This window comes from Pseudomonas sp. 2hn, assembly GCF_019646095.1.
Taxonomy (GTDB): domain Bacteria; phylum Pseudomonadota; class Gammaproteobacteria; order Pseudomonadales; family Pseudomonadaceae; genus Aquipseudomonas; species Aquipseudomonas peradeniyensis.
Genome location: NZ_CP081016.1, coordinates 2,508,182 through 2,521,013 on the forward strand (window position 1 = coordinate 2,508,182; position 12,832 = coordinate 2,521,013).

13 protein-coding genes are annotated in these 12,832 nt (G+C 65.5%); 3 read left to right on the top strand and 10 right to left on the bottom strand.

Annotation, left to right across the window (positions count from 1 at the left end; all coding sequences use genetic code 11):
- The first annotated feature begins 82 nt into the window (after positions 1-82).
- Both K2O50_RS11420 and K2O50_RS11425 read left to right on the top strand, forming a co-directional pair.
- Entirely contained in the window at positions 83-916 is an 834-nt protein-coding gene (locus K2O50_RS11420) for a DUF692 domain-containing protein (protein WP_050705156.1), read from the top strand.
- Complete coding sequence (locus K2O50_RS11425) at positions 909-1,625, top strand: DUF2063 domain-containing protein (protein ID WP_050705145.1); 717 nt, start codon at positions 909-911, stop codon at positions 1,623-1,625. Before K2O50_RS11420 ends, K2O50_RS11425 begins: the two co-directional genes overlap by 8 nt.
- 41 nt (positions 1,626-1,666) lie before the next feature.
- Here K2O50_RS11425 and K2O50_RS11430 read toward each other — a convergent pair whose 3' ends face one another.
- From K2O50_RS11430 to K2O50_RS11475, 10 genes are all read right to left on the bottom strand, one after another.
- Positions 1,667-2,911 (bottom strand): saccharopine dehydrogenase family protein, encoded by a 1,245-nt coding sequence (locus K2O50_RS11430; RefSeq protein WP_050705146.1) that lies wholly within the window; start codon positions 2,909-2,911, stop codon positions 1,667-1,669.
- 30 nt (positions 2,912-2,941) lie between these two features.
- Complete coding sequence (nspC, locus tag K2O50_RS11435; RefSeq protein ID WP_050705147.1) at positions 2,942-4,039, bottom strand: carboxynorspermidine decarboxylase; 1,098 nt, start codon at positions 4,037-4,039, stop codon at positions 2,942-2,944.
- A 345-nt stretch (positions 4,040-4,384) separates the two neighbouring features.
- Positions 4,385-4,570 (bottom strand): hypothetical protein, encoded by a 186-nt coding sequence (locus K2O50_RS11440; protein ID WP_050705148.1) that lies wholly within the window; start codon positions 4,568-4,570, stop codon positions 4,385-4,387.
- A gap of 60 nt (positions 4,571-4,630) precedes the next feature.
- Complete coding sequence (locus tag K2O50_RS11445; RefSeq protein WP_050705149.1) at positions 4,631-5,545, bottom strand: pyridoxal-phosphate dependent enzyme; 915 nt, start codon at positions 5,543-5,545, stop codon at positions 4,631-4,633.
- Positions 5,546-5,560: 15 nt separating this feature from the next.
- Positions 5,561-6,247 (bottom strand): transcriptional regulator, encoded by a 687-nt coding sequence (locus K2O50_RS11450; protein ID WP_050705150.1) that lies wholly within the window; start codon positions 6,245-6,247, stop codon positions 5,561-5,563.
- Between the two features lie 242 nt (positions 6,248-6,489).
- Positions 6,490-8,193, bottom strand: coding sequence for an amidase (locus K2O50_RS11455; protein WP_050705151.1), 1,704 nt, complete (start codon positions 8,191-8,193; stop codon positions 6,490-6,492).
- A gap of 184 nt (positions 8,194-8,377) precedes the next feature.
- Positions 8,378-8,962: a hypothetical protein gene (locus K2O50_RS11460; RefSeq protein ID WP_050705152.1), complete on the bottom strand. Its 585-nt coding sequence runs from the start codon at positions 8,960-8,962 to the stop codon at positions 8,378-8,380.
- A 16-nt stretch (positions 8,963-8,978) separates the two neighbouring features.
- A complete protein-coding gene (locus K2O50_RS11465; protein ID WP_050705157.1) occupies positions 8,979-9,542 on the bottom strand; it encodes a hypothetical protein in 564 nt (187 codons plus the stop codon).
- A gap of 174 nt (positions 9,543-9,716) precedes the next feature.
- Positions 9,717-10,553, bottom strand: a complete 837-nt coding sequence (gene yghU, locus K2O50_RS11470; RefSeq protein WP_050705153.1) for a glutathione-dependent disulfide-bond oxidoreductase — start codon at positions 10,551-10,553, stop codon at positions 9,717-9,719.
- Positions 10,554-10,826: 273 nt separating this feature from the next.
- Positions 10,827-11,786: a DMT family transporter gene (locus K2O50_RS11475; protein WP_050705154.1), complete on the bottom strand. Its 960-nt coding sequence runs from the start codon at positions 11,784-11,786 to the stop codon at positions 10,827-10,829.
- 104 nt (positions 11,787-11,890) lie between these two features.
- Between K2O50_RS11475 and K2O50_RS11480 the strand changes: the two genes are divergently transcribed.
- The gene (locus tag K2O50_RS11480) at positions 11,891-12,775 is read left to right on the top strand and encodes a LysR substrate-binding domain-containing protein (protein ID WP_050705574.1); all 885 of its coding nucleotides are present in this window, start codon (positions 11,891-11,893) and stop codon (positions 12,773-12,775) included.
- Positions 12,776-12,832: the final 57 nt, after the last annotated feature.

Below are 12,832 nucleotides of genomic sequence, written 5' to 3' on the forward strand. Positions count from 1 at the left end.
GGCCAGCCCGCTTCCACACTGCCATGCGTGGGAGCGGGCTGGCCCCGCGATGCCGTTCAACGCCCCGCGGAGCCCTGCGATCATGCCCCATCCCCAATTGCACACCGGCCTCGGCCTGCGCCGTGGCCTGCTGCCCGACCTGCTGACGATGGAGGCGGGCGCGGTGGACTTTCTCGAGTGCGCCCCGGAAAACTGGATCGGCGTCGGCGGCGCCTTCGGCCAGGGCCTGGCGCGCCTGGCGGAGCGATTTCCCATCGCCTGCCATGGCCTGTCGTTGTCACTGGGCGGTACCGCGCCGCTGGACCAGGGGTTCCTCGAGCGCACCCGCCAGTTCCTCGACCGCCACCAGGTGCGGATGTACAGCGAGCACCTGAGCTACTGCAGCGACGACGGCCACCTCTACGACCTGATGCCGATCCCGTTCACCGAAGAAGCCGTCCACCATGTGTCCGCACGCATCCGCCAGGCCCAGGATGTGCTAGGTCGGCGCATCGCCGTGGAGAACATCAGTTACTACGCCGCGCCGTACCAGGCGATGCCCGAACTGGACTTCGTCCGAGCCGTGCTCGACGAGGCCGACTGCGACCTGTTGCTGGACGTGAACAATGTCTTCGTCAATGCCTGCAACCACCGCTACGACGCCCGAACCTTCCTCGCCGGCATCCCCCGTGAGCGGGTGGTGGGCATGCATGTGGCCGGTCATTACGACGAGGCGCCGGACCTGAAGGTCGACACCCACGGCGCGCCGGTCAAGGAGGATGTCTGGGTGCTGTTCGCCGATGCCTGCCGGCGCTTCGGGGCACAGCCCACTGTGCTCGAGCGCGACTTCAACTACCCGCCGCTGGCCGAGCTGCTGGCCGAGACGGCGCGGATCCGTAGCCTGCAACGTGCTCATGGAGCGCCAGGCCATGACTGAGACCCTGTGCACCCAGCAGTTCACCCTGGCGCGCCACCTGCGCGACCCAGCCGCCAACCCGCCGCCGCCCGGCATCGAGGCACGGCGCCTGAAGGTCTATCGCGAGCTGTTCTACGGCGCCATCGAAGGGCTGCTGGCCGGCAGTTTCCCGGTGTTGCGCCGGACCTTGGGCGATCAGCGCTGGCATGCGCGGGTGCGTGATTTCTACGCCCATTACCGCAGCCAGACACCGCTGTTCACCGAAGTCGCCGAGGCATTCATCGACTACCTGCAGGGTATCGAGCCCGATACGCCCTGGCAGCTGGAACTGGCGCACTATGAATGGATCGAGGCGCAGCTGTACCTGAGTGACGCCGAGGATCCGCCGCACGATCCTGAGGGTGACCTGCTCGAAGGCGAGCCATTGTTGTCGTGCGTGGCACGGGTGCTGGCCTACCGTTGGCCAGTGGAGCGCATCGGCCCGGACCACCAGCCGAGCGAGGCTGCGGAACAACCCACCTTGTTGCTGGTGTACCGCGACGCCGGCCTGCAGGTGCGTTTCGCCCGCTTGGCGCCGCTGGCCTGGCAGCTGCTGATGGGGCTGCCCGGCACTGGTCGCGAGCGCTTGCGCGCGCTGGGCGATCAGCATCTGCAGCAGGGGCTGCTCTTGCTGCGACAATTGCGCGAGCAAGGCATCATTGTCGGGACCGTGCAGCGCGCGGTGCCGTAAAAACAGAAGGGGCGCCATCTGGCGCCCCTTCGTCGTGCAGCTTAGGCGTCAGCGTCCCACGGACGATCGCCTTTTTCATCCTTGACGCGGGTCGGCAGGCCCATCACGTCCAACGCCTTGAGGAACGGCTCGGCCGGCAGCTCCTCGACGTTGACCATGCGCCCTGCGTCCCACTCGCCACGGGCAACCAGCAGCGCGGCGGCCACCGGCGGCACGCCGGCGGTGTAGGAGATGCCCTGGCTGTCGGTCTCGGCGTAGGCTTCCTCGTGGTCGGCCACGTTGTAGATGAACACCTCGCGCGGCTGACCGTCCTTGGTGCCCTTGACCAGGTCACCGATGCAGGTCTTGCCGGTGTAGCCCGGGGCCAGCGAAGCCGGATCCGGCAGCACGGCCTTGACCACTTTCAGCGGTACCACTTCCAGGCCTTCGGCGGTCTTGACCGGCTGCTCGGAAAGCAGGCCGAGGTTCTTCAGCACGGTGAACACGTTGATGTAGTGCTCGCCGAAGCTCATCCAGAAACGCACGTTCGGCACGTTGAGGTTCTTCGAGATCGAGTGCACTTCGTCGTGGCCGGTCAGGTACAGGTTCTGCGAACCCACCACCGGCAGATCGTCGGTGCGCTTGACCTCGAACATGGTGTTGCTGGTCCACTGGCTGTTCTGCCAGCTCCAGACTTGCCCGGTGAACTCGCGGAAGTTGATTTCCGGGTCGAAGTTGGTGGCGAAGTACTTGCCGTGGGAACCGGCATTGACGTCGAGGATGTCGATCGAATCAATGCGGTCGAAATACTGCTGCTGCGCGAGTTTCGCGTAGCTGTTCACCACACCCGGGTCGAAGCCGACACCGAGAATGGCGGTAATGTTCTTCTGCTGGCACTCTTCGAGATGCTTCCACTCGTAGTTGCCATACCAGGGCGGGGTTTCGCAGATCTTGCCCGGTTCTTCATGAATCGCGGTGTCAAGATAAGCGACACCGGTATCGATGCAGGCACGCAGCACCGACATGTTGAGGAAGGCGGAACCAACGTTGATCACGATTTGCGATTCGGTCTCGCGTATCAGTGCCTTGGTTGCCTCGACATCGAGGGCGTTGAGCGAGAAGGCCTGGATGTCGGCGGGTACCTTGAGGCTACCCTTGGCCTTGACGCTGTCGATGATGGCCTGGCATTTGGAGATGTTCCGTGACGCAATCGCAATACGACCCAGTTCGTCGTTATGCTGTGCGCACTTGTGGGCCACCACCTTGGCGACACCTCCTGCACCAATGATAAGAACGTTCTTCTTCAATTCAGCTTTTCTCCTTCATGAAAGCCTGTCTTACGACAGGCTCGAAACGTAGTCTTCGAACCCGAACTCGCGCACCACCTCGACGCTGCCGTCGAGTTGCTTGACCGCGATGGACGGCATTTTCAGACCGTTGAACCAGTTTTTCTTGACCATGGTGTAACCGGCGGTGTCAACGAACGACAGGCGGTCACCGATCTGCAGCGGCTTGTCGAACTGATACTCGCCGAAGATATCGCCGGCCAGGCACGACTTGCCGCAGACCATGTAGGTATGCGCGCCGTCGTTGGGCGCCATCTTGGCGTTGAGGCGGTAGATCAGCAGGTCGAGCAGGTGTGCCTCGATCGAGCTGTCGACGACGGCCAGGTGCTTGCCGTTGTACAGGGTGTCGAGCACGGTCACTTCCAGCGAGGCGCTGTTGGTGATGGCCGCTTCGCCCGGCTCCAGGTAGACCTGCACGCCGTACTGTTGCGAGAAGGCTTTCAGGCGCGCGCAGAACGCGTCCACCGCGTAGTCTTCGCCGGTGAAATGGATGCCGCCACCGAGGCTGACCCACTCGACCTTGTGCAGCAGGTGGCCGAAGCGCTCCTCGATGTGCGTGAGCATCTTGTCGAACAGGCCGAAGTCGCCGTTCTCGCAGTTGTTGTGGAACATGAAGCCGGAGATCTTCTCGATCACCTTCTCGATTTTCTCAGGGTCCCACTCACCGAGGCGGCTGAACGGGCGTGCCGGGTCGGCCAGCAGGTAGTCGGAGCTGCTCACCTGCGGGTTGACGCGCAGGCCGCGCACCTTGCCCTCGGACTGCTCGGCGAAACGCTCGAGCTGGCCGATGGAGTTGAAGATGATCTTGTCGCAGTTCTCGAGCATCTCTTCGACTTCATCGTCGGCCCAGGCCACGCTGTAGGCGTGGGTTTCACCGGCGAACTTCTGGCGGCCGAGCTTGAGCTCGAACAGCGAGGACGAGGTGGTGCCGTCCATGTACTGCTGCATCAGGTCGAACACCGACCAGGTGGCGAAGCACTTGAGAGCGAGCAGGGCCTTGGCCCCGGACTGCTGGCGCACGTAGGCAATCTTTTCCATGTTGCCCAGCAGTTTCTGTTTATCGATGAGGTAGTACGGCGTCTTGATCATTTAAAGGCCCCCGGCCAGGCCGGCCAAAAAAAGGACACGCATTGTGCCTTCACTTGCCGCGCTACGAAAGGGCGCGAGGCGCATTTCGTCCGAGTTGCGCGCGCACTTCGTTGGCGAAGCGCCATCAGGCCCGTGGCTGTGCCGCCCCTGGTGCCGGACCGGTCCGTGCCGCGATGGCCGACCGACAGCCTTTTCCTGCTGGGGCATCGGCAAGTCGAACAAACAAATGTGACTATCGTAATCGGCTGTTCCCGGACGCAGGGAGAATCCGATGAGCGCGGGAAGGGAGCGATCATTCAATGCTTGGCGGGCAGGGTGATCGTTATGTTTTCAGTGATATAGCGTTCAGGCGATCCTGCCCAGTGGCCACGGTTCCAGGCGCAGGCTGCGCAGCAGCAGGTCGGCCTGGGCCTGGATGGATGCGCGGGTCGGCTTGATCTGGCCCGAACTGCCGGGGGCCATGCCGAAGCGGAAGGTCGCCAGCGACGTGGACCAGAGGAACAGCAGCAGATGCTTCGGAGCGGTCCGCACGATCAGCCCCGGCCTATCCCGATAACGTGTTCGCCGACAGCTGCGCAGATTCAGCCTGGATCAGCAGGCCGCTCGCCAGGCGCGGATCTGTTCCAGCGTGGCGGTGGCGCCACCGCAGACGATCACCAGCACATTGCCGTAGGCCGCCATGGCCTCGGGGCGTTCGAGCAGGGCCAGCGCGGCGCCGCAGGCCGGCTCCACCAGCAGGCGATGATCGCGCAGCAGCCGCTCGCAGGCGTCGAGGGCTTCGCGGTCATTGACCAGGTGGCTGAGCACCGGGTGCTGGCGGGTGCAGGCCAGCGCCTGCTCGGCGACCCGCTTGGCGCCCAGCGAAGTGGCCACTGAAGCGATGCGCGGCAGTTCCACGGTATGTCCGGCGGCCATGGCGGCATGCAGCGATGCCGCGCCATCGGTCTCCACCGCCAGTACCGGCACGTCGTGCCAGCCGTTGCGCTGCAAGCCCTCGACCACCCCGCGGAGCAGGCCGCCGCCGCCAACCGAAAGCACCACCGCGTCGGGCTTGAAACCTGCTGCGGCGACTTCGTCGATCATGCTGGCGTGGCCGGTCCACAGCAGCGGATCGTCGAACGGGTGGATGAAGGCGTCGTCCGCGCCGACCAGGGTCTGGGCGTGTTCATTGGCTTCCTGCCAGGAACTGCCGCGCACGACCACGCTGGCGTCTTCCAGGCGCAGCAGTTCCCTGGCCCGTTCGGTGGTGGTCTCGGGCACCACCACGGTCACCGGCACGCCGAGCTTGCGGCCGGCATAGGCCACCGCCAGGCCGGCGTTGCCGCCGGATGACGAGACGAAATGCCGGGCACCGCGGGCATGGTGGACCTCACAGGCATGGCCGACGCCGCGCAGCTTGAACGAGCCGCACGGTTGCAGGGCTTCGAGCTTGAGCCACACCGGGCGGCCGGCGCTCAGGGACAGCGGGCGGGATTCGATCAGCGGGGTAGCAATGTGCAGCGGCATGATGGGCTCCGGGGTTCAGTCGCGGGCAGCCGTGGCGGGCTCGCCGCGCAGCTGCTCCAGGTAGTTGTAGACGGTATAGCGGGTCACGCCGAGGGCCTCGGCGGCTTTCTCCACGCCACCCTTGACGATGAACAGGCCGCGCTCCTGCATGATGCGCACGGCTTCGACCTTGGCCTGCTTGTTCATCCGCCCCTGGCCGCTGCGTTGCAGCGCGTCCTGGATGATCCCGGCCATCAGCGCGGGCATGTCGGCTGCCTCGTCGGCGGGCGCCGGTGTGGCGCCCAGTGGCTGGAAGTGCTGGAGAAAGGCCATGGCAGCCTCCAGGCCGGTGACGTCGGTGTTTACGCACAGGCTGGCGAAGGGTTGGCCATCGCGATCACGGAAGATCGCCGTGGCGCTGCGCAGGCTGCGACCCTTGAGGGTGGTGGGGTAGTCGGGCAGCACCACTGGCGCAGAGCCCTGTTGGTCGGCCGAGGCCTGCATCAGCGCCTTGAAGCCCTGGTCCTGCTCGGGGGCTGCGAGAATCGGACTGCCGACCCGGCGGCCGGAGAGATGGCCGTTGACGATCGCCACCACCGAGCGCTCCGGGTGCTCGAGGTTATGCAGGAGGATTTCGACGTTGCGTGGGACGACACTGCCCAGGGCCTGCAGGGTGGCCTGGAGGACAGTCAGGGTGAGTTGGCGTTCTTCGATGAGGGTCATGGCATCATGCAAATATCAACACAAAGTTGATATTTGCATGATTTGTTGAGTTTTGCCAGCGTGCTCGTTGACCACGCCCCTCAAGCCTTGCGCGATCGTTGTAGGAGCGGCCTTGTGCCGCGAAAGGGCCGCAGAGCGGCCCCGGCGATCTTGGTCTCATCACTGAACCTGGGGCTGCTATGCAGCCCTTTCGCGGCACAAGGCCGCTCCTACAGGATGTGGCCGGTACTTTGGCCTTGGGGTCAGCCCAGCTTGGGCGTGCGCGGCGGGATCATGCGGCGCGAGCCGGTCGACTCGAAGGCGGCAGCGAATTTCAACAGATTGTTGTCACTGTACGCCTTGCCGGCGAAGGTCAGTCCCACCGGCATGCCGATATCGGCCATGACGCCCATCGGCACGGTCACGGTTGGCACGCCCAGGTGACGGATCGCCAGGTTGCCGTTGGCCACCCAGATACCGTTGCTCCAGGCGATGTCCGCCGACGCGGGGTTCACATCGGCATCCGCCGGGCCGACGTCGGCCACGGTGGGGAACAGCACCGCGTCCAGGCCCTGGGCGTCCATCCAGTCTTCCAGGTCGAGCTTGCGGGTGGCTTCCAGGCCGCGCAAGCCGTCGGGCACGCTGGCGATCTGGTCCCAGCTCTTCAGGCCGCGCTTGGCCATGTTGACGTATTCGTCCATGCCGGCGGCCAGGTCGTCCTCACGGTTGGGCAGGGTGCCTGGGTCGTGGGGGAAGATCTGCGGGCCGTCGACATCGGCCAGGCGGTTGAGCTTGGGATCGTCGTTGGCGCGCAGAAAGTCGTCGAAGGCCCAGCCGGACAGCTCCCACAGTTCGTCATGGAGGAATTCCTTGCTGACGATGCCACGGGTGAACACGGTCGGCGCGCCCGGGCGATCGCCCTCGCAGTTGGAGACCAGCGGGAAGTCGGTCTCGACCACTTCGGCGCCGGCCGCTTCCAGGGCCTGGCGGGCCTGCTGCCACAGTTCGATCACGCTGGCGCGGGTGTTGATGCGCTGGCCGGTCGGGCCGCCGATGCCGGGTTTTTCCGAGGTACCGGCTTCGGGGTCGGCGTTGATGTACATGCGTGGCACTGCGAAGCGCTTGCCCTTGAGCGACTCGGCGCCCACGGCGAGGTCCAGGTACGACTGCGGACGCACGCTCGAGGCGGCCGGGATCGGCACCCACGGCTGCAGGCGCCACAGGTCGCCGCGGCTGTCGGCGTCGTCGGCCACCACCACGTCGAGGATCTCCAGCAGGTCGGCCATGGTCCGGGCGTAGGGCACGACCACGTCCATGGTCGGCGTCAGCGGCCAGTTGCCGCGCACCGAGATCACCCCGCGCGACGGGGTGTAGGCGCACAGGCCGTTGTTAGAGGCCGGGCCACGGCCACTGGACCAGGTTTCCTCGGCCAGGCCGAAGGCGCTGTAGCTGGCGGCGGTGGCGGTGCCGGCGCCGTTGGACGAGCCGGAGGCGAAGGGCGCGGTCAGGTAGGCGGCGTTGTACGGGCTTTCGGCGCGGCCGTAGACGCCGCGCTGCATACCGCCGTTGGCCATGGGCGGCATGTTGGTCTTGCCCAGGCAGATGGCGCCGCCGGCGCGCAGGCGCTCGACGGTGAAGGCGTCACGCTGGGCCACCAGGTCCTTGAACGCCGGGCTGCCGGAGGCGGCGGTCAGGCCCTTGACCAGGTAGCTGTCCTTGGCGGTGTAGGGAATGCCGTCCAGCGGGCCGAGGGTCTCGCCACGGGTGCGGCGGGCGTCGGAGGCTTCGGCCTCCTTGAGCGCTTCAGGGTTGCGCACGACCACGGCATTGAGTGCGGTGGCGGTGTCCTTGCCATCGTAGGCGTCGATGCGCGCCAGGTAGGCCTTGACCAGCTCGACGGCAGTCGTGCGGCCGGACTCGAGCGCGTCGCGCAGCTCGGCAATGGAAACCTCGGTTACCTCGATCATGCTGTCACCACAGTTGTGCAGGTGGAAAAATCATGGCGCGAGTGTAGCAAGAAGGTCCCGATGGGCGCAGGCATGCAGTGGCGAAATGCTTCGTTGCAGCGCGGCATTCAGGCGCTGCGGGGCAGGGCTGAATAACGAGGAAGCGGCGAACCGCCGCTCCCAGGTTATCGATGGGCTTTGGTGATTACAGCAACTTGCGCTGTACCGCCTCGTCCAGGGTGCTGCGGGCCAGTTCGCGGACCACGTCGCGGGTATCGGCCTGGAATGGCAGGCCGACGATCAGTACCAGCTGCATCCAGGTGCGCACCGACTCGCTCTTGCTGACGCGGCCGATTTCCTTGCCGTCCTTGTCCTTGAACACGGTCTCCAGGGTGAAGGTGTTCTTGGCGGTCGACGGCACGATGAAGAAGGTGAAGCCGGTGATGAACGCCGAGGCCACGACGAACTGCTCATGGTTGGTCAGGGTCGATTCGGCGTACAGGTCGGCCGTGCCTTTCTGCGTGGTCACCTGGGTGAAACGTCCGGACTCCTGGTAAGTCTCGGTGAGGGTCTTTTCCCACATCTGCGCCTGCGCGCCGGCAGCGGCGGTAGCCGGGTTGTTGTTGGCCTTGAAGAGCGACGTATTGCGCAGGTAGGCATTGGGCTTGACCGCCTCGACGCTGGCCTTGGGCGGCCAGGTGCCGACCGGGGCGAGGTCGCCGGTGGAGTAGGAGACGCAGCCGCCGAGCAGCAGTGCGCCGAGCAGCAGCAGGTGTTTGAAACCGTTCATGGGGCGATCCCTTCTTTCAACGTTTGGCCAGTTGCACGGTGGCGGTATCCATCAGCTCGGTCACCAGCTGGTTGAGCTGTTTCGAACCCATGGTCGGTGCCCAGTATTCGCGGCCATACAGGCCGACATTGCGCTCGAGCTTGACCTGGTCCTTGGCCCTGGCCAGCTCGGTGCCGTTGCGGTCGACGATGACCAGGTCGCCGGCGACATCGAAACTGTCGACATAGATCGGGCCATTGACCCAGATCCACAGCGTCAGCGTCAGCAAGGCGCCGGGGAAGTAGCCTGGATGCGGGGCGCGACGGCCCTTGAGGGAGGTCATGTCGAATTTCAGCAACACGTCCTGCTCGTCGAGGCGGGTGGGGTACTCGCTGATTGCCTTGAAGTAGCCGCCTTTTTCCACGTACTGGCCGAGCTGGCTGGTCAGCGAGCGGCTGATGGTGGTGCGCGTGGCTTCGTCGATGCCGGGGGCGGACACCACCACGTCGGCGATCTGCGCGGTGCGTGGGCTGGTGATGGTGGCAGGGTGTGGCGGGGTGCCGACCGGGCCGGTGACGTTATAGGAAATACAACCGGTCATGGACAGCAAAGCCGCCAGGGTGGCGGCTCGCAGCAGTGTGTTCAACGTGGGACTTCCTTGCGCAGGTTTGAAATCTGAGCAGGATGACGGCCGCGTTGCAGGGAACTTTAGGATGCGGTGATATTAAATTGATATTGATCTGGGAACAGGGCCGGCAATCGACCCCGTTCGATATCAGGCAAGATCCGCCGCCGAATGGCGTTCCGCCACCTGGCTGGCTTCGTCGCCCCAGGTTCGATTGACCCGGGTGCCGCGTTGTACGGCCGGGCGCTGGGCGATGGCTTCGGCCCAGCGCTGCACGTTCGGGTATTCGTGCACCGCGAGGAACTCCGCCGCGCCGTACAGGTTGCCGCGCACCAGCTGGCCATACCAGGGCCACACGGCGATGTCGGCGATGCTGTACTCGGGGCCGCCCAGGTAGGCGCTTTCGGCCAGCCGGCGGTCGAGTACGTCGAGCTGGCGCTTGGCTTCCATGGTGAAGCGGTTGATGGCGTACTCGAACTTTTCCGGCGCATAGACGTAGAAATGGCCGAAACCACCGCCCAGGTAAGGCGCCGAGCCCATCTGCCAGAACAGCCAGTTGAGGGTTTCGGTGCGCGTGGCCAGGTCCTTGGGCAGGAAGGCGCCGAACTTTTCCGCCAGGTACAGCAGGATCGAACCGGACTCGAACACTCGCACCGGCGGTTCGACGCCGCGGTCGAGCAGGGCGGGAATCTTCGAGTTGGGGTTGACCTGCACGAAGCCACTGCCGAACTGGTCGCCCTCGCCGATGCGGATCAGCCAGGCGTCGTATTCGGCGCCGCCGTGGCCGAGGGCCAGCAGTTCTTCCAGGAGGATGGTGACCTTGACGCCATTGGGCGTGGCCAGGGAATACAGCTGCAGCGGGTGCTTGCCGGTGGGCAGCGGCTTGTCGTGGGTGGGGCCGGCCACCGGGCGGTTGATGCTGGCGAACTGGCCGCCGGAGGGCGCCTCGAAGGTCCAGACCTTGGGCGGAACGTAGGGCTTGCTCATGGGGAGTCTCCAAGTAGGCGCTATGCAGGTGGACTGCTTTCTATGCCATGGGTTCGCTGTATGGGGCAAATGCAATGTACGCGGTCGTGGGATGCATGGGCCTGAAAAACGCAATATTTTGATTCAACCGGCGCAGCGTAGGAGCGGGCTTGCCCCGCGATGGACCTGGCACCGGCTTTGCCGGTGATCGCGGGTCAAGCCCGCTCCCACGCTGGTGACGCTTGTAGCTTCGTTCCCTGTGCGATAGCGCCGTTCGACGGGGCGGGCAATTTCCTAACGTGCCGAGGCGGGCGCCGGTGTGGCTGGCGCCTCGGGCTTCTTCGCAGGTTTCAGCCGCGACACCCCGAACAGCACCAGCACCAACCCGGCCACCTGGTACAGCGAAACCGCCTCGCTGAGGATCAGCCACGATGCCAGCATGGTCAGCACCGGCCCCAGGTTGCCCACCGCCGCCGTGTGCGTGGGGCCCATGCGCTGGATCGCCAGGGCCACCCAGTAGATCGGCAATACCGTGGAGAACAACGCCATCAGCGCCGCGTTGAGCCACACCGCGCTCGGCAACTGCAGCAACGGCGCGACATCCGCCACCAGCAGGTAATGAGCCAGCACCATCAGCGACGAGGCGCTGCCGCACAGGCCGGCCAGGCGCATCGAGTTCATGCGCTTGAGCATCATCCCGGTGCCGGAGTAGTACAGGGCATAGGTCACCGCGCTGGCGAACACCCAGAGCGAGCCGACCAGCACCTGGTTGCCGGCGCCCGTGCTGCCGATGTCATGCACGAAGGCAATGCCCAACCCGAGGTAGCACAGGCCCATGGCCGCCAGCGTACGCAGGGTGGGGCGTTCGCGTTGAACAACGGCCTGGATCACCAGCACCAGGGTCGGGTAGGTGAACAGGATCAGGCGCTCCAGGCCGGCGCTGATGAACTGCAATCCATAGAAGTCGAACAGGCTGGCCAGGTAGTAGCCGAACAGGCCAAGCAGGGCAACCCGCAGGCCATCGCCAGCGCTCAGCGGCGCACCGCCCTGGCCACGACTGGCCCACACCAGCCAGGCGAACAGCGGCAGCGACAAGGCCATGCGCAACGCCAGCAGGCTGATGGCGTCCACGGGGCCGGCGGCATAGGCGAGCTTGACGAAGATGGCCTTGAAGCTGAAACCCAGGGCTGCGAGCACGGCATACAGGCTGCCGTTGGCGAGGGCGCGGTGGAGCGGGGTGGGCAGGCGGGTCATGACAGGTCCGTGACGGCAAGGGGGCGTGGCTTATTCTGCGCAGAACGCAGGCAGGCTAGAATCGCTTTTTCTCGAACATGGTGTTCTGATTTGGAGAAGCCCTGATGCACTTTGATCTGGCGGACCTGCGCCTGCTCGCGGCCATCGCCGCGACCGGCAGCCTGAGCAAGGCGGCGGCGACCTTTCCGGTGGCGGTCTCGGCCGCCAGCACCCGGCTGCGCCTGTTCGAGGCGCGCTGTGGCTTGACCCTGTTCCTGCGCAAGACCGACGGCATGCAGCTGACCCCCGCCGGGCGCCTGGTGCTGGAGTCGGCACGCGGCGTGCTGGGCGAGGCGCAGAAACTGCACGACACCCTCGGCGAGCTGGCCGGCCAGCGGCGCATCACCCTGCACCTGGCGGCCTCCACGGTGACCAACAGCACCTTGCTGCCGGCGGTGCTCGGGCCATTCCTGGCCGACTACCCGGAAGTGGACCTGCAACTGGTCGAGCACAAGAGCATCGATGTGCTGCGGGTGGTACTGGCCGGGGAGTGCGAGATCGGCGTGTACGACGGCAACCTGGTCAACGATGGCCTGGTGTCGCTGCCATTTCGCACCGAGCGCCTGGTGCTGCTGGTGCCGCTCGATCACCCGTTGGCCGGGCGTGGCCAGCTGCGCCTGGCGGATGCCCTGGGGTTTCCCTTCGTCTGCCTGCCGGCCGAGCGCGCCATGCAGCGTTTCGTCGAGGAGCTGGCGATGAACCTGGCCATGCCGCTGAAGGTGCGGGTGCGCGCCCCCAGCTTCGAAGCCATCGCCCAGCTGGTGGCCCAGCACGCCGGCATCTCCATGTTGCCCGAGACCGCCGCGGTGCGCGCCGAGCAGGAACTGGCGGTGCGCCGGGTGGCGCTGGAGGAGCGCTGGGCGACCCTGGAACTGCGCATCTGCTTCCGTGGCTGGGAGGCGCTGAGCTCCCATGGGCGGCAGCTGGTGAGCTTCCTTTCCGGGCAATAGCGCGGGCGGATGGGTTGTTCGTCAGAATGCCATCATTTGGATATCAAATGTGCCTGT